Annotated in this window: 16 protein-coding genes; 5 read left to right on the top strand and 11 right to left on the bottom strand. The window is 64.7% G+C overall.

The window, feature by feature from the left end; translation table 11 throughout:
- Positions 1-289: 289 nt before the first annotated feature.
- On the bottom strand, positions 290-793 hold the full coding sequence (locus tag LJE63_09400; protein ID MCG6906831.1) for a tRNA (cytidine(34)-2'-O)-methyltransferase: 504 nt from the start codon (positions 791-793) through the stop codon (positions 290-292).
- Between the two features lie 195 nt (positions 794-988).
- Between LJE63_09400 and LJE63_09405 the strand changes: the two genes are divergently transcribed.
- On the top strand, positions 989-2,206 hold the full coding sequence (locus tag LJE63_09405) for a hemolysin family protein (protein MCG6906832.1): 1,218 nt from the start codon (positions 989-991) through the stop codon (positions 2,204-2,206).
- Positions 2,207-2,209: 3 nt separating this feature from the next.
- On the opposite strand, the gene LJE63_09410 is transcribed toward LJE63_09405, so the two are convergent.
- Positions 2,210-2,524, bottom strand: a complete 315-nt coding sequence (locus tag LJE63_09410) for a zinc ribbon domain-containing protein (protein ID MCG6906833.1) — start codon at positions 2,522-2,524, stop codon at positions 2,210-2,212.
- An 85-nt stretch (positions 2,525-2,609) separates the two neighbouring features.
- Between LJE63_09410 and LJE63_09415 the strand changes: the two genes are divergently transcribed.
- Complete coding sequence (locus LJE63_09415) at positions 2,610-3,449, top strand: amidohydrolase family protein (GenBank protein MCG6906834.1); 840 nt, start codon at positions 2,610-2,612, stop codon at positions 3,447-3,449.
- Positions 3,450-3,545: 96 nt separating this feature from the next.
- Here LJE63_09415 and LJE63_09420 read toward each other — a convergent pair whose 3' ends face one another.
- The 3 genes from LJE63_09420 to LJE63_09430 all read right to left on the bottom strand — a co-directional run bounded on the left by LJE63_09420 (position 3,546) and on the right by LJE63_09430 (position 5,949).
- Positions 3,546-4,271 carry a retroviral-like aspartic protease family protein gene (locus LJE63_09420; protein MCG6906835.1) on the bottom strand — a complete coding sequence of 242 codons (726 nt, stop codon included), beginning with the start codon at positions 4,269-4,271 and terminating at the stop codon, positions 3,546-3,548.
- A 98-nt stretch (positions 4,272-4,369) separates the two neighbouring features.
- Positions 4,370-5,077, bottom strand: coding sequence for a hypothetical protein (locus LJE63_09425; protein ID MCG6906836.1), 708 nt, complete (start codon positions 5,075-5,077; stop codon positions 4,370-4,372).
- Positions 5,078-5,103: 26 nt separating this feature from the next.
- The gene (locus LJE63_09430) at positions 5,104-5,949 is read right to left on the bottom strand and encodes a rhomboid family intramembrane serine protease (GenBank protein MCG6906837.1); all 846 of its coding nucleotides are present in this window, start codon (positions 5,947-5,949) and stop codon (positions 5,104-5,106) included.
- 187 nt (positions 5,950-6,136) lie between these two features.
- Here LJE63_09430 and pgm point away from each other — a divergent pair, with 187 nt between their 5' ends.
- The 3 genes from pgm (at position 6,137) to LJE63_09445 (ending at position 9,089) form a co-directional block, all read left to right on the top strand.
- Positions 6,137-7,789 carry a phosphoglucomutase (alpha-D-glucose-1,6-bisphosphate-dependent) gene (gene pgm / locus LJE63_09435; protein MCG6906838.1) on the top strand — a complete coding sequence of 551 codons (1,653 nt, stop codon included), beginning with the start codon at positions 6,137-6,139 and terminating at the stop codon, positions 7,787-7,789.
- Between the two features lie 25 nt (positions 7,790-7,814).
- The gene (locus LJE63_09440; GenBank protein MCG6906839.1) at positions 7,815-8,579 is read left to right on the top strand and encodes a ParA family protein; all 765 of its coding nucleotides are present in this window, start codon (positions 7,815-7,817) and stop codon (positions 8,577-8,579) included.
- A gap of 234 nt (positions 8,580-8,813) precedes the next feature.
- Positions 8,814-9,089 (top strand): hypothetical protein, encoded by a 276-nt coding sequence (locus LJE63_09445; GenBank protein MCG6906840.1) that lies wholly within the window; start codon positions 8,814-8,816, stop codon positions 9,087-9,089.
- A 55-nt stretch (positions 9,090-9,144) separates the two neighbouring features.
- Here the strand turns inward: LJE63_09445 and LJE63_09450 are convergent, their stop codons facing one another.
- The 6 genes from LJE63_09450 to truB form a co-directional block, all read right to left on the bottom strand.
- On the bottom strand, positions 9,145-9,972 hold the full coding sequence (locus tag LJE63_09450; protein MCG6906841.1) for an MBL fold metallo-hydrolase: 828 nt from the start codon (positions 9,970-9,972) through the stop codon (positions 9,145-9,147).
- 4 nt (positions 9,973-9,976) lie between these two features.
- On the bottom strand, positions 9,977-10,435 hold the full coding sequence (gene dut / locus LJE63_09455; protein ID MCG6906842.1) for a dUTP diphosphatase: 459 nt from the start codon (positions 10,433-10,435) through the stop codon (positions 9,977-9,979).
- A 38-nt stretch (positions 10,436-10,473) separates the two neighbouring features.
- A complete protein-coding gene (locus LJE63_09460; protein MCG6906843.1) occupies positions 10,474-11,748 on the bottom strand; it encodes an insulinase family protein in 1,275 nt (424 codons plus the stop codon).
- Positions 11,732-13,831 carry a polyribonucleotide nucleotidyltransferase gene (pnp, locus tag LJE63_09465; protein ID MCG6906844.1) on the bottom strand — a complete coding sequence of 700 codons (2,100 nt, stop codon included), beginning with the start codon at positions 13,829-13,831 and terminating at the stop codon, positions 11,732-11,734. The genes LJE63_09460 and pnp overlap by 17 nt, the downstream gene beginning before the upstream one ends.
- Positions 13,832-14,339: 508 nt before the next feature.
- Positions 14,340-14,609, bottom strand: a complete 270-nt coding sequence (gene rpsO, locus LJE63_09470) for a 30S ribosomal protein S15 (protein MCG6906845.1) — start codon at positions 14,607-14,609, stop codon at positions 14,340-14,342.
- A gap of 118 nt (positions 14,610-14,727) precedes the next feature.
- Complete coding sequence (gene truB, locus LJE63_09475) at positions 14,728-15,660, bottom strand: tRNA pseudouridine(55) synthase TruB (protein MCG6906846.1); 933 nt, start codon at positions 15,658-15,660, stop codon at positions 14,728-14,730.
- Positions 15,661-15,668: the final 8 nt, after the last annotated feature.

Consider the following 15,668-nt stretch of genomic DNA (forward strand, 5'->3'; position numbering starts at 1 on the left):
TGCCCCCCAACCGCTTGCAAGGGCGCCGGCGCTTGCCGCTGATTCTGCTGCGGGTCGGCCGATTAGCCGGCGGCCGCCTGCAAAGTGTCGGTGTCTGCAGCCCCTGACGTTTTGCCTGTGGCCCGCTGCGCGCCTGCTCTTCCTTCAACCGCCCGCCACCGCGGATTGCCCCGCAAGCAACACCCAGAATCGGCGCACCTCGCCCCGCTGCACCCCCACCCACGACCGGATCTCGCCCCGGGGATTTCGCTGGGGCCGTCAGCCGGTCTTGCCCCGGGCAACCCCCCCGTCAGCCCTTTGCCCCGACAGCGGCCGAGGGCCATTCATGCGCGATGCCGCTCGCCCGCAGGCTTTCGTACAAGACGATGCCGACGGCCGTGGACAGGTTCAGGCAGCGGATCTGGCGCGAGATGGGGATATGGTAGGTGCGGTGAGGGTAGCGGCTGCGAATGAAAGCCGGCAGGCCGCCGGTTTCCGAGCCGAAAATCAGGAACTGGCGGTTGGCCGGGGTGATCTCCCAGAAGGGCTGGGACCCGTTTTTACTCAGCAGGGCCATCTCCTCAGGCAGTGGTTGTTGGCTGGCGCTGAAGGCCTCCCAGTTCTCCCAGACCTTGAGGTCCACCCGCTGCCAGTAATCCAGCCCGGCCCGTTTGAGCGCCTTGCTGCTCAGGGAAAAGCCCAGGGGTTTGATCAGGTGCAGCCTGGCGCCGACCCCGAGGCAGGTGCGCCCGATGTTGCCGGTGTTCCAATGGACCTCGGGGGTGATGAGCACAACATGGCGTTCGCATTTCATCTGACCGCGCTCTCTTGTGGGCAGCTTGGCGCCAACCGGCGCCTGCCCCGGCGGGAAGCGGGCGTGATCCCCCCTTTTCCGCCGCCGCCCGCCGGCGGTGCGTTTCTTGTTTGACACAGGCGCATGATTTCTCTATATTTTCGGGTAAATTGAGACCCGGTTGGCGGGATCGCCAAGGCAGGAAAAACAACAAACATGCTCGATCAGATCCTCATTCTGGTTGTGTTGCTCTTTTTTTCCGGTTTTTTTTCATCCGCCGAAACCGCCCTTTTTTCCATCAGCCGGGTCAAAGCCCGGCACCTGGGTAAAATGGCGGGCAAAACCAACCTCTTGATCATGCGGATGAAGGAGGACCCCCACCGGCTGCTGGCCACGATCCTGATCGGCAACAATATGGTCAATATCGGCGCCTCATCCCTGGCCACGGCGCTCGCCCTGGACTATTTCCAGGACCAGGCGGTGGGGATCGCCACCGGCGGCATGACGTTTCTCATCCTGGTCTTCGGCGAAATATTCCCCAAATCCATTGCCACCCGCAACAACATCCTGATTTCCAAAATCGTCATCCTGCCCATTTTCTGGCTGTCGATCCTCTTTTTTCCCCTGATCAAGTTCCTCGATTTCATACCGAAACTGACCGGCAAAATCAAAAGGACTCCCACCGTCACCGAAGAGGAGCTGATGACCTTCGTGGAAGTGGTCGAGGAGGAGGGCGAGATCAAGGAGGAGGAAAAAGAACTGATTCACAACATTTTCGAGTTTGACGACACCAATGCCTATGAAATCATGACCCCGCGGGCGGACATGTACGTCATCGACGCCGACGATGAGCTGCGCGTGGATGAGATCGTCAAATCGGGCTTTTCCCGGATTCCCGTCATCCGCGGGGACATCGACCACGTGGTGGGGATCCTGAACATCAAGGACCTCTTCATGCGGCATCTCACCGCCAGCGCGCCCCTGGATGTCCGGGAACTGATGCAGCCGCCCTACTTCGTGCCGGAAAACAAAAAACTGGATTCCCTCCTGCGCCAATTCAAACGCCGCAAAAGCCATCTGGCGATTGTCGTCGATGAGCACGGGGGGGTGGCCGGCCTGATCACCCTGGAAGACGTGCTGGAGGAGATCGTCGGGGAGATCAGCGACGAAACCGACAAGGTGGAGGCCCGCATTGTCCGGTTGAAAAACAAGGAATGGATCGTTCTGGGCAAGACCGACGTCGAGGAGGTCAATGAAAAGATTCCCATGGAGATCCCGGAGTCCAAGGAGTATGACACCTTCTCGGGCTTCGTGCTCAACCAGATCGGCAAGATCCCCCAGGAAAAGGAGGAGATTCCCATCGGGTCCTTCATCGTGACGGTTCAGAAAAAGGACGGCAACCGGATCAGCGAGTACCACGTGCGCCAGGTCTGATCCTCAGCGCCGCTGGCCGCAGTGTGGGCAGTAACGGAAGTCGGCTGCCAGCGCCCGCCCGCAGCGGCTGCACGTTTCGCCCGGGGGGGCCGCGACGGCGGCTTCGGACGCGGCCTCGGGGTCCGAGAGGGTCCCGCAGCGGCTGCAAACCAGCAGCGGCGCCCCTTTTTTTACCCGCCACAGCGGGATGAAGAACAGGTTGAGGTAGTGGTCCACCCGCTGCAAGCGGGCCTGAAAAAGACCGCAGGCCGGACAGCGGCGGGCTGCCGGGTCCAAAACGACGGTTTTAGGTGAAATTCCGCCCACCAGAAAAAACACCGCTCACCTCTGATCTCGACGCCGCCCGGCAGCTGCTCGGCCAGCGCGTTGGATTTTACTTATGCCTGTCAAGGAGGCAACCACGATGATCATCGATTGCCACACCCACATCTTCCCGGCGGCGGTGCGCCAGAACCGGGAAAAATATTTCCGGGGGGAGCCGGCCTTCGAATTGCTCTACGCCTCTCCCAAAGCCAGACTGGTGGGGGCCGGGGAGCTGGTCGCCGCAATGGATGCCCAGGGGGTCGACCGGTCGGTGGTTTTCGGTTTCCCCTGGCGTGATGCCCGGATCGCGCGTTTGAACAACGACTATGTGATGGAGGCCGTGGGGCGCTACCCCGGGCGGCTGGTGGGGCTCTGCTGTCTGGATCCCTTCAGCCCCCAGGCCGAAGCCGAAACCCGGCGCTGCCTGGAAGGCGGGCTGGCAGGCATCGGAGAGCTGGCCTTCTATCAGTCCGGCATCGACGCCGCCGCCCTGGACAAACTGGCGCCCCTGATGGCGCTGTGTCTGACCAACGGGTTGGTGGCCATGATCCATACCAACGAGCCGGTGGGTCATCTCTATCCCGGCAAGACCCCCAACACCCTGCGGCAGATCTACGATTTGGTCAGGCGCTTCCCCGAAAACAAGATCGTGCTGGCCCACTGGGGGGGCGGGCTCTTTTTCTATCAGCTGCTCAAACGGGAGGTCAAGGCCGCGCTGCAAAACGTCTACTTCGACACCGCCGCTTCGCCGTATCTCTACGACCCGGATGTGTATCGGGTGGCCTGTGAACTTGTCGGCAGCGAAAAAATTCTCTTCGGCAGCGACTACCCGCTCCTCGGCCCCGCCCGATATTTCGCGGAAATGGCGGCCGCCAGGATCTCCGACGACGACCGCGAGCGGATCTGCGGCGGGAACGCCGCCCGTCTGCTGAACCTCTGAAAGTCAGGCCCAAAATGGCCGCCGGAGGCTCGGCTCAGGCCCCAAGCCGCCGGTTAAAATGCCCCCGGGAGGCGGCGGTGGGGATTGCCGGGGATCTCACAGGCGCCATTTGATGACCTGCCGTTCAAAGTCGATGCTGTAGTCCACGTTGCGCAGGAAATTCATTCCCAGCAGCCCCTTGAATCGCGTGGCCCCGCTGTGGCGGATGATCCCCGCGCGCAGGTTCTTGACGCGCACCGGGCCCACCTGCACATAGCTCAGGGTGGCCAGTTTGAAGGGGATGTTTTTGCCGCCCACCACCTGCGCCGTCGCCTGCTGGGTGCTGCGTATTTTCAAGCCCTGGGCGACCTCCTCGTGCAGTGCGATCAGTGATGCACCGGTGTCCAGGAGCAGCAGCGTTTCCACCTGATTGCCCTCGTAGTCCAGGGTGACCGGCACCAGTACCTGGTTGCCCCGGATGATCACCTTGGTTTCGTAAATTTCGCCGTCCTGCCTGCCGCCGGTGAAGTGCTCCGGGCGGTTGGCGGCCGCTTCGGCGGGGGTGCCGACGGCCCTTGGCGCCGCCCCGGCGGGGGCCTTTTGCAGGCGCTCGCGGTGTTTCAGGGCCGCCCGCTCCTCCGGTGCAAGGTCGTCATAGCGCTCCTTGTAGGTGGTCAGGTTTTCACGGTATTGCGGCGGGATTTTGGCCGCGTCGTCCACATAGCGGGTTTGGCCGTTCTCATCGACGTACTTGTAAAACGCCGGCTGCGAAAGGTTCGGCCAAAACCCCAGACCCGCCAGGATGACGCAGAGAACCAGGGGCTTTCGCAAGATCGGGTTCATTCGGCAACTCCGTTTGCCCGCAAAAAAGGTGACTTTTCCCTTTATCGGCCCCTGTCCCCGAAAGGTTTGCCTGAAAAAGCCGGCGGCCGGCGGGGGTCTCACGTCGGGCCGGGACGTTCAGCCGCGTGCAGCAGGCGCTGGAGTCGCGCCACCCAGGGGCGCAGCGGGTCCTGGTGCTCGGGGGGGACCATCAGGATTCTGACGGGGCGGTTTCGGATCAGGCCGTTTGACCCGCAGCCCAGGGCGCCCTGGCGGTAGGCCCGGCGAGCGTCAGCGGGGGCCAAAACCCGGAGCAGATCTGAAAAGTTGCCGCTGCAGCCCGTCTGGTCGAGGTGTTCGATGACCTGCAGGAAAACCGTGTTGACGGTCACCATCAGCGGGGTCTGCTCGGCGCAGCCGATTTGAGCGCAGCCGCGAAGGGAGGCGAAACTGCGGCAGCCGAACGGGCGCAGTGGATAGACCGGGCAGACGGCGTCGGTCAGCAACGGGCAGGGACCCCAGGCGGGGTCGGCGTCTTCCGCCGGGGGGTCTTCGCCCGCGAGACAGAGCTCCGCCAGCTGGTTGGTGGTGACCGTCGGGCGGAAGCGGTTTCTGCCGGCCTGGGCTGCTGCACGCGCCAGGAGGGGGCCGCGCACTTCCAGGGAAAGCCCCTCCAGCAGCCGGTAAGCCTCCAGAGTGGTCAGGGTCACGTTACGGGTGCAGCAGCTGTGGCAGCCCTTCCGGCAGGCCAGCGCCAGGGTGCCCGCATAGGCATCGTAGAGGGCCTCGATCCGGTTTAGCAGGGCGAGTTTTTGCTGGAGTTCCATGAGGCTGGGGGGCTCCCGGGTCGGTTTCAGGCCGCAAACCGCAGGACAAGGGCGCTCAGGGCGGCCCAGCCAAGGGTCAGGACGGTCAGGGCGGCACAGATGCCCGCCAGGGATTTATGCCAGAGGGTCTCCGGTCGGCGTTCGCGGTAGCCCAGCAGGTAGGCCAGCAGGGCACCGCTCACCAGACCGCCGCCATGCCCCCAGTTGTTGATTCCGGGCACCAGCAGCCCGAAGACGAACAGCCCCAAAACCCAGCCGCTGACCTGTTTGTAAACCGCCTGACCGTAAGTGCCGCCGCGGTTTTTGCCGTAGAAAAGGGCCGCACCGATCAGGCCGCAGACCGCCGCCGAGGCGCCGATGGTCAGCGCCACCCCCGCCAGGTAGGACACCAGGAAGCCGCCCACGCCGCTCAGGGTGTAGAGGCTGATCATGCGATAGGGGCCGTACTCGCGGATGACAAAGGGCGCCAGCTGCCGGAAGGCCATCATGTTGAAGACGATGTGGAGAATGCCGCCGTGGAGGTAATTTGCCGTCAGCAGGGACCACCAGCGGTGTAGGCGGTCGATGGGAATGGTCCCGGTGGCCCCCAGATGCAGGAGGCTGAGATCCGATGGGGCCAAAGCGGTCAGGGGGTTCAGCGACACCCGGGTGTCGCCCGGGTTGAGCAGCAAGGCGAGGATGAACATGCCGGCGTTGAGAAAAACCACCCAGTTGACCAGCGTCTCCTCGCGCCCGAGCCCGCGGGTCCAGGGGTTGTTGCGCCACAGGGCGGCGGGCCGGGAGGTGCCGCAGTGCGGGCAGCGGGGCTCGTCGGCACTGATCAGCTTGCGGCAGTTGGGGCAGAGCAGTGAAGAGCGCTTCGGTTCTGGCATCGCGGGACCTGTTTGATGGCTACTTAAAGCTTGACGGGCGGCGGTCTTTGATTCTATTTTGAAATCCAAGGAGTTTGCCGATCGCCCCGGATCATTTCCTGAAAATGGCATACGTATAGACAAGATATAGTGTAACCGCAACCCGACGAAGTCAAATTTTTGCGACGGTTCAGAAAGGTGGTTATGCATGGCGCTGCATCCCCGGGCCGGAAGGCCCGCCCCGGCATCCATCCGGGCCAATATTCCCCAGCTGGTCAGCGCGTACTACACCCGCCACCCGGACCCCGCGGACCCCGCCCAGCGGGTGAGCTTCGGCACCTCGGGTCACCGCGGCTCGGCCCTTAAAAACAGCCTCAACGAGGACCATATCCTGGCCACCAGCCAGGCAATTTGCGACTATCGGCGGGCCAACAACATCAGCGGCCCCCTTTTTTTGGGGATGGACACCCACGCCCTGTCGCAGCCCTGCTTCATCACCGCCCTGGAGGTGCTGAGCGCCAATGAGGTGACGGTCATGATCGACCATCAGGGCGGCTTTACCCCCACCCCGGTGGTCTCCCACGCCATTCTGGCCTTCAACCGGAGGCAAGCGGCGCCGCGTGCCGACGGCATCGTGATCACCCCCTCGCACAACCCCCCCGAAGACGGGGGCTTCAAGTACAACCCTCCCCACGGCGGGCCGGCGGACACCGAGGTCACCCGCTGGGTGGAGAAACGCGCCAACCAACTGCTGGCGGAAAACAACCGGGGGGTTAGACGGCTGCGCTATGAGGCGGCGCTCAAGGCCCCCGGGGTCCGGCCCCATGATTTTTTCACCCCGTACATCCAGGACTTGGAGCAGATCATCGATGTCGCGGCGATCCGCTCGGCCGGAATCCGGATGGGGGTCGACCCCATGGGCGGGGCCACCGTCGGTCTCTGGGAGCCCCTGGCCGCGGCCCTGAACCTGCAGATCACGGTGGTCAACCCCGAAATCGATCCGACCTTCGGCTTCATGACCCTCGACAAGGACGGCAAGATCCGCATGGACTGCTCCTCGCCGTATGCCATGGCGGGCCTGATCGGGCTCAAGGCCGATTTTGAGATTGCCTTCGGCAACGACCCGGACGGCGACCGGCACGGCATCGTGACCCCTGACGGGGGGTTGATGAACCCCAACCATTACCTCTCAGTGGCGGTCTGGTACCTCTTCCAGAACCGCCCCCGTTGGCGGCCGCAGGCCCGGGTCGGCAAAACCCTGGTGAGCAGCAGCATGATCGACCGGGTGGCCGCCCATCTGGGCAAAACCCTGTGGGAGGTGCCGGTGGGCTTCAAGTGGTTTGTCCCCGGTCTGATTGACGGCAGCTGCGCCTTTGGCGGCGAGGAAAGCGCCGGGGCGAGCTTTCTGCGGCATGATGGCAGCGTCTGGACCACCGACAAGGACGGCATCGCCATGGATCTTCTGGCCGCCGAGATCACCGCCATCACCGGGCGGAGCCCGGCGGCGCTCTACCGGCGACTGGCGGCTGAATTCGGCGACCCGCTCTATGAGCGCCTGGATGCGCCGGCCACGGCGGCCCAAAAAGCGGTCCTGAGCACTCTCGCGCCCGAGGACGTCCAGGCCGCGGAGCTCGCCGGTGAGCCGATTTGCGCCAAACTGACCCGCGCCCCTGGAAACGATGCCCCCATTGGCGGCCTCAAGGTGGTCACCGCCAACGGCTGGTTTGCCGCCCGCCCCTCGGGCACCGAGGATGTCTACAAAATCTACGCGGAGAGCTTCAACGGCCGCTCGCACCTCCAGAGAATTCAAACCGAGGCCCGGGAGATCGTCCAGCGGGCGTTTTCGGCCGCCGGGGCCTGAGCGCCGCAGCAAGGGGGAGTCCAGCATGAAGCGATGGGTGGTTTTCAACCAGAAGGGCGGGGTGGGCAAATCCACCATCGCCTGCAACCTGGCCGCGGTCAGTGCCGCCCGCGGGCGGCGCACCCTGGTGGTGGACCTGGATCCCCAGGGCAATTCGACCCAGTACCTGCTGGGAACCGGGGCGAGCCACCTGGAGACGACCCTGGCCACCTACTTCGAGGAGACCCTCTACGCCTTTTTCAAGACCCAGCGCCCCGAAAGCTGCGTCCACCCGACGCCCTTTGTCGGTCTGGACGTCATGCCGGCGCACCCCGCGATGGCGGAGCTGGAGGGCAAGCTGGAATCGCGCTACAAGATGTTCAAGCTCAAGGAGGCCCTGGACAGTCTGGTGGATTACGCCGCTGTCTTCATCGATACCCCGCCGGCGCTCAATTTCTTCACCCGCTCGGCGCTGATCGCCGCCGACGCCTGCCTGATTCCCTTCGACTGCGACCACTTCTCCCGCCAGGCGCTCTACGCGCTGCTGGAGAACGTCCGGGAAATCCGGGCCGACCACAACCCCCGCCTGGAGGTGGCCGGGATCGTGGTCAACCAGTTCCAGGCACGCGCCCGCCAACCCCGGGAAATCGTGGCGGCGCTGCGGCAGGAGGGCCTGCCGGTCCTGGATCCCTACATTTCCGCCTCCGTCCGGATCCGCGAGTCCCACACGGCGGCCCAGCCGATGATTTTCTTTGACCCGCGCCACAAGCTGAGCGCCGAATTTCAGGCCCTCCAGGAGCGGCTGGGCTGAGGATCGGGCGGTCTGCGCCCTGAAGCCCGCGCCGTTGGCACCCCCCAAGACCGTTTGCCGTCCGCCACCGCCCGCTGCCCGCAAGCCCCCGGAGATTAAAGGATATCCCCCCGAAAACCGATCTGTACAGGGTATCTGCCCCGGGAGGCGGCCGGACAGAAGCGGCGCCGGCGCCCGGAACGCCCATGGGGGCGCGGCATCGACAACATCGAAAATCTAGCGGCGGAAAGCATCATGTCAAAATTGACGATTGCGGGGCTTTTGACGACCCTCAGCGGGTTGGTCATATTGGGGTTTCAGTCGATTTCCTCCCTGATGGGAACCGAGGAGGTCTGGAAAAGCCTCAGCCTGCGGGATGTCCTGGACGGCGGTCAGCTGGGCTGGATCGACCAGGTGGCGCTCTTGGGGGTCGACCGCGGGCTGGATTACCTGGTGAGCATGCCGCTGTTCGCCCTGCTGGTGGCCAGCGGGGCCATCCTCCTGGTGGTCAGCGGGTTCGTCTCCAAGTGAGGGCGGGCGGCCGTTTTCAGGCCGGCTGTGGCATCGAAGCGGGGGGCTGAAGGGCTCAGGCGAGGGTCACAAGGCGGCCGGCGGTTTCCTGGCAGGCCACTGTCAGGTCGATCCCGGGCGCCGCTTGAAGCGCCAGTCCGACTTCGGCGAGGGCTTTCTCGGGGGAGTTGTTCTTCTCGCTGAGGTGCGCCAGGATCACGTGCTGCAGACCGGCGTGGCGCACGGCGCTGAGCAGCTGGCGGGAATCGCGGTTGGCCAGATGTCCGCAGCGGCTTTTGATGCGCTGTTTGAGGGGCCACGGGTAGGGGCCGTTTTCCAGCATCAGCGGATCGTGGTTGGCCTCGAGGACCAGGGCGTTGCAGTCTTTCAGGTTTTCCTGAACCAGGGCGGTGGCGATCCCCAGGTCGGTGGCGATGCCCAGTTTGCCGCCGTTTGCGCTGACGGTGAAGCCCGCCGGGTCTTCGGCGTCATGGCAGAGGGCAAAGGGGCGAAAGTTAAGGGCCGCGATTTGAAAGCCGTGGCCGCAGCGGAAGGCGCGGACCTCATGCAGGCTGCCCAGCTGGGGGCCGGCGGCTTTCAAGGTGGGCGCCGTGATGTAGACTGGCAGGTGGTAGCGGCGTGACAGCACACCGACGCCCCGGATGTGGTCGTCGTGCTCGTGGGTGACCAGGACCGCCGTCAGCCTCTCGGGGCAAAGCCCCCGCGAGTGCAGGCGGCGTTCGATTTCAACCCCGGAAAGACCGGCATCGATCAGGACGGCGGTGGTGGCATCGGCCACGTAGATGGCGTTGCCCCGGCTGCCGCTGGCCAGAACGCAGACCGTCAGCGCTGCGGGCGCGGTCTGGGGTTCGGGGGCGGCTGGGGGAATCGCGGCAGGCGCCATGCCCTCAGGCCCCCGTGTGGCCGAAACCGCCGGCGCTGCGGGCGGTGTCCTCCAAGCGGGTCGTCAGCTGCACCCGCACCTGGCAGATCCGGTTGATCACCATCTGGGCGATGCGGTCGCCGCGGTGGACCGTAAAAGGAGTTTTGCCCAGGTTGATCAGCGGGATTTGCACCTCACCGCGGTAATCGGCATCGATGGTTCCGGGCGAATTGATCAGCCCGATGCCGTGATGCGCGGCCAGCCCGCTGCGCGGCCGGATCTGAGCCTCGTAGCCCGGCGGCAGGGCCATGGCGAAGCCCGTCGGGATCAGCAGAATCGCCCCCGGTGCAAGGGTCAGCGGCTGAGACACGGCCGCACAGAGGTCCATCCCCGCGGCCAGGGGGGTCATGTAGCGCGGCAGGGGGAGATCGGCGTCCTCTTCCGGCCGCAGCCGGCAGAACCTGACGGTGGGGGCGGATTCCATGGGCAAGATCCTGTTCTCTCCCCCAGCCGGGGGGAACGTCAGAGTGCGAGGCACTCCCTGAAGGCCTCCGGGGCGGCGTCCAGGGGCGGGCCGAGGATTGTCAGGGCGGTCTGGTCGGCCTGAAAAAGCGTGTTGGCGAGCGCCAGGAGATCTTCGGCAGTCACGGCCTGCAGCCGCTCGAGAATCGTTTCCAGGGGGATGCAGCGCCCAAAGAGGAGCTCGCTCTGGGCGATGCGGGCCATCTGATTGTCGGTGCTTTCAGCGGCCAGGAGAAGGCAGCCCTTGGTGTAGTCCTTGGCGTCCTGGAGCTCGGCTGCGCTGACCGGGGCGTCCTTCAGCGCCCGCAGGTTGCGGGCGATCAGCCGGGTGGTTTCCAGCGCCTTGTCGGGCTCCACCGCCGCATACACCCCGAACATGCCCGTGTCCTCGTATGAGGCCGTATGGGTGTAGACCGAGTAGGCCAGTCCCCTGCGCTCGCGGATTTCCTGAAAGAGCCGCGAGCTCATATTGCCGCCCAGCAGCGAATTGAGCAGCGACAGGGCAAAGCGCTGCGCGGCCCTGAGGGACACCCCCCGGGTACTGAGGCACAGGTGGACCTGCTCGAGGGCTTTGGCGTGCACCGACAGCGCCGCGCGTCCCGCGGTGGGGTGGCGCGGCGGCAGGGCGGCCGGCGGCGGCTGGATGGCCGCAAACGGCGCACCCAGCAGGTCGGTCAAGCGGTCGTGGTCGATGTTGCCGGCCGCCGCCACCACGATCTGACCGGGGTGGTAGAAGCGGCGGAAAAAGGCCCTGAGGGCCTCGGCGCCGAACGCCCCAACCCCTTCGCGGGTTCCCAAAATCGAGCGTCCCAGCGGGTTGTCGCCCCAGAAGTCGCTGCCGGCCAGGACGTGCACGTACTCCTCGGGGCTGTCCTCGACCATCCCGATTTCCTGGCAGATCACCGGGCGCTCGCGCTCGATTTCCAACGGGTCGAAGGTGGAGTTCAGGAAGATATCGGAGAGAATCTCGACCATCGTCTCCAGATGGGTATCCACCACCCGCGCGTGGTAGCAGGTGGCCTCCATGCTGGTGAAGGCGTTCGTCTGGCCGCCGATGGCATCGAACTCCTTGGCGATCTGAAATGCCGAGCGCTTTTCGGTGCCCTTGAAAATCATGTGCTCGATAAAATGCGAGAGCCCGTTTTCAGCCGGGGATTCGTCACGGGCGCCCACGTTCACCCAAACCCCCATGGAGACCGAGCGCACGTGGGGCATCTTCAGGCTCAAGAGGCGGACGCCGTTGGGCAGGGTGGTCTTTCTAAGCGCCGCTTTCATGCTGCCCTTCAAGCACGGCCTTGTGGCTCAGGCGGATTTTGCCGTCCCGACCGACCTCCAGGACTTTCACCCTGAGGGTGTCGCCCTCCTTGACGATATCGCTCACCTTCTTCACCCGATGGGTGGCCAGCTGCGAGATGTGGCACAACCCGTCGGTTCCCGGCATGATCTGCACGAAGGCGCCGAAATCGGTGATTTTGACCACGGTGCCATCGTAGATGGCGCCCACCTCGGGGTCCATGACGATGTCGTTGACCATTTTCAGGGCGGCGTCGCCATCTTTCTGGGAGGTGGCCGCGATCTTGACGGTCCCCGAATCGTCCACCTCCAGGCGGGTGTTGGTTTCGCTCTGGATCCCGCGGATCACCTTGCCGCCCGGTCCGATCAACTCGCGGATCTTGTCGGGGTGGATCTTGACGATATAGACCTTGGGGGCGAAGCTGGAGATCTCCTGGCGCGGCTTGCCCAGCGCGGCCAGCATTTTGTCCAGAATGAAGAGCCGGCCAACGCGCGCCTGCTCCAGAGCCTGGGTCAGAATGTCGCGCGAGAGCTCGAGGATCTTGATGTCCATCTGCAGGGCCGTGATCCCCTCGCGGCTGCCGGTGACCTTGAAGTCCATATCCCCGGTGTGGTCCTCGTCGCCGAGGATGTCCGACAGGACGGCCACCTGGTCGCCCTCTTTGACCAGCCCCATGGCGATGCCCGATACCGGCGCCTTGATGGGCACGCCCCCGTCCATCAGGGCCAGGGTGCCGGCACAGACCGTTCCCATGGAGGAGGACCCGTTGGATTCCAGGACCTCGGAAACCAGGCGGATGGTATAGTCGAAATCCTCCTTGGCCGGGATGACCCGCTCCAGCGCGCGGGTGGAAAGCCCGCCGTGGCCGATGTCGCGCCGGCTGGGGCCGCCGATGCGCTTGACCTCCCCCACCGAGAAGGGCGGGAAGTTGTAGTGCAGCATGAAGGGACGGAACTCCTCGCCGCTCAGGGTTTCCACGCGCTGCTCGTCGGGGCCGGATCCCAGCGTCAGGACCCCCAGTACCTGGGTTTCGCCGCGGGTGAAGAGGGCGCTGCCGTGAGGCCGCGGCAGGATCCCGACCTCACAGCTGATCGGCCGGATTTCATCGAACCTGCGGCCGTCAATGCGGCGGCCCTCCTTCAGAATCATCTCCCGGCTGACCCGCTTCTTGAGATCGCTGAAAATTTCGGCGACCACCTTCCTGCGGTCGGCGTAGGCCTCCCCCAGGCGCGTGATCAGGTCGGCTTTCAGCGCCCGTAAACGGTCCTGGCGCTCCAGCTTGGCGGGAATGCGGAGCCCGGCCTTCAAGTCGTCCAGAATTTCGGCTTCGATTCTGGCGGCCAACTCCTCGTCGCGCTCGGCTTCGGGGATGACCCGTTTGGGCTTGGCGATCTTTTCCCGCAGTTCCTCCTGCAGCGCGATCAGGGGCTGCATTTCCTTGTGGCCGAAGAAGATGGCTTCCAGCACATCGGCTTCGCTGACCATCTTGCTGCCACCTTCGACCATCACGACTCCGGTTTTGGAGCCGGCAACAATGATGTTGATATCCGAGGTCTCCCATTCCGCGATGGTCGGGTTGACCTTGAACCGGCCGTCGATGCGGCCCACCCGGACGGAGGCGATCGGTCCGGCGAAGGGGATGTCGGAGATGTGCAGCGCCGCCGAGGCGCCCACCATCGCCAGGACGTCGGGGTCGTTTTCCTGGTCCATGGACAGCACGGTGGCGATCACCTGGGTTTCGAAGCGGTAATTCTTGGGGAAAAGGGGCCGGATGGGCCGGTCGATCAAGCGCGCCGTCAAGGTTTCCTTTTCGCTGGGGCGCCCGATTTCACGCCGGAAATAATTCCCCGGAATGCGGCCCGCGGCGTAGATCTTTTCCTGGTATTCCACCGACAGGGGCAGAAAATCGACTTCCGCCCGTTCCTCGTTGGCGGCGACGACGGTGACCAGCACGATGGTATCGCCGTACTGCACCACCACCGAGCCGGAGGCCTGTTTGGCCACCTTGCCGGCCTGGATGCTGAAGGGCTTGCCGCCGATCTCTGTTTTCAGTAAAACGGTCATGTCTTTCTCTCCTAAAAAAAGCGTTGTCCAGCCTGCTGCTCTGAAACGTTTCAAATACCGCAGATTGGTTGGGTTTGGATCTTGGGGAAAATGCACGGCGCCCCGGGGGCATCCGCCCGGTTGCAGCCCGGGCGGAAAAAAACAGTTCCTTTTGCTCCGGGCGGTTGGGACGCTGGATTCGTGGGGTTGCAGAGGCCGCGCATCCGACGGGCGCGGTAAAGAAACGTTTCGCGGCTATCCGCACGCCAAGGCCGCTGCCCCAACGGCAGCGGGCACCGGGCGGCCGGACCACCGCTTGCCGGCCCCGCTGACCTCCGCCGGCCTCCTGCAGTCCGGGGATGATGTCTGTCGCGGACCAGCGCCCGATTAACCACGGGCCGCGCGCCGCGGCCTGCAAAAGCGGCGGGCCTTGTGCCACCATCGGTTGCCGTGACAGGAGGGTTCCGCTGGGGTGGGGTGGCGAGCGCGCCGACACGGCGCCGGTGCGACGGCAGGGGCAAGGGGTAGGTTATCGCCGCAACCCTAAAGTGTCGATGATGGCACGGTAGCGCTTGACATCCTTGTTCTTGACGTAGTTGAGCAGCCGGCGGCGCTGGCCGACGAGCATCAGCAGCCCCCTGCGGGAGTGGTGATCCTTCTTGTGCACCTTGAGATGCTCGGTGAGATAGGAAATGCGATGGGTCAAGAGCCCTATCTGAACTTCCGGGGAACCGGTATCGCTTTCGTGCAGTTTGAATTGATCGATAAGCCCCTTTTTGTCGATTGAAGTCAGTACCACTTTCTTTTGGCCTCCTCTGGTTGAAAGCAACGGTCGATGCCGAATGAATCGGATCGACCCGGTTTTTTCACATGGCTCCTCTTTATCCTATAATCCGGCACCTGTCCATAGCTAAACCTCAACAAACACCCGCGGCGCAGGCCTCCGCCGGCATCACGCATAGATAGGCCCAGCTGCGTGGCGGCTCGCGCCACTGCACCACCGCCAGCAGGCGGCCGGCGGGGGTCAGCAATTTCAAGCGGCCGCCGGTCGAAGCCTGCTCCGGCGGGAGGTCGCCAGCCCCCAGCGGGCGTCCGCAGCGGATTTTTTCCACCTGGGCGTCGCTGACCGTATGCTCCGGCATTCCGCGCAGGGCGGGGGCCATTGGGATGATCCGGCCGGCGGCCGCGCCGGCCGCGGCCAGCGCCCGGAAAGCCGTCAGGCTGACGGCCTCGTCGATGGTGAAACCGCTGCTGCGCAGGCGCCGCAAGTCGCTGAGATGGCCGCCGCAGCCCAGCGCCTGGCCCATATCGGCGCACAGGGTGCGGATGTAGGTGCCGGCACTGCATTCCACTTCAAACCGCACCCGCGGGCCGTCGACGCCCGTCAGCACGATGGAAAAGATCGTTACCGGGCGCGGCGGCTTTTGAACCGGCTGGCCTTTGCGGGCCAGTCGGTACAACGGGCTGCCCGCGTGTTTGAGGGCCGAGTAGACCGGCGGCTGCTGGTTCAGCTGTCCGGTGAAGCGTTCAAAGACGGCACAGATCGCCTCCCGGGTGACGGCGCCGGCATCGGCCCGCGCGACCACCGCCCCCGTCCGGTCCTGGGTGTCGGTGGCGACCCCCAAAGTAAGGGTGGCGTCGTAAGTTTTACGTCCGCTCAGGAGAAACCGGGCCAGGCGGGTAGCGCTGTTCAGGCAGCAGACCAGCACGCCGGTGGCCATGGGGTCCAGGGTGCCGGCATGGCCCACCTTGCGCGCGCCGCTCGCCTTTTTGATCTCTGCCACCACTTGCGCGGAGCTCATCCCCGCGGGTTTGTCGATGACCAGAATGCCGCTTTTTTCCAGGCCCATACGGCACG

The organism is Desulfobacteraceae bacterium (assembly GCA_022340425.1).
Lineage (GTDB): Bacteria > Desulfobacterota > Desulfobacteria > Desulfobacterales > JAABRJ01 > JAABRJ01.

Bases quoted from the DNA above. Each gene is read 5' to 3' on its own strand.
- LJE63_09400 (MCG6906831.1), bottom strand. From the start codon at position 793: ATGAAATGCGAACGCCATGTTGTGCTCATCACCCCCGAGGTCCATTGG.
- LJE63_09405 (MCG6906832.1), top strand. From the start codon at position 989: ATGCTCGATCAGATCCTCATTCTGGTTGTGTTGCTCTTTTTTTCCGGT.
- LJE63_09415 (MCG6906834.1), top strand. From the start codon at position 2,610: ATGATCATCGATTGCCACACCCACATCTTCCCGGCGGCGGTGCGCCAG.
- LJE63_09420 (MCG6906835.1), bottom strand. From the start codon at position 4,271: ATGAACCCGATCTTGCGAAAGCCCCTGGTTCTCTGCGTCATCCTGGCG.
- LJE63_09425 (MCG6906836.1), bottom strand. From the start codon at position 5,077: ATGGAACTCCAGCAAAAACTCGCCCTGCTAAACCGGATCGAGGCCCTC.
- LJE63_09430 (MCG6906837.1), bottom strand. From the start codon at position 5,949: ATGCCAGAACCGAAGCGCTCTTCACTGCTCTGCCCCAACTGCCGCAAG.
- pgm (MCG6906838.1), top strand. From the start codon at position 6,137: ATGGCGCTGCATCCCCGGGCCGGAAGGCCCGCCCCGGCATCCATCCGG.
- LJE63_09440 (MCG6906839.1), top strand. From the start codon at position 7,815: ATGAAGCGATGGGTGGTTTTCAACCAGAAGGGCGGGGTGGGCAAATCC.
- LJE63_09445 (MCG6906840.1), top strand. From the start codon at position 8,814: ATGTCAAAATTGACGATTGCGGGGCTTTTGACGACCCTCAGCGGGTTG.
- LJE63_09450 (MCG6906841.1), bottom strand. From the start codon at position 9,972: ATGGCGCCTGCCGCGATTCCCCCAGCCGCCCCCGAACCCCAGACCGCG.
- dut (MCG6906842.1), bottom strand. From the start codon at position 10,435: ATGGAATCCGCCCCCACCGTCAGGTTCTGCCGGCTGCGGCCGGAAGAG.
- LJE63_09460 (MCG6906843.1), bottom strand. From the start codon at position 11,748: ATGAAAGCGGCGCTTAGAAAGACCACCCTGCCCAACGGCGTCCGCCTC.
- pnp (MCG6906844.1), bottom strand. From the start codon at position 13,831: ATGACCGTTTTACTGAAAACAGAGATCGGCGGCAAGCCCTTCAGCATC.
- truB (MCG6906846.1), bottom strand. From the start codon at position 15,660: ATGGGCCTGGAAAAAAGCGGCATTCTGGTCATCGACAAACCCGCGGGG.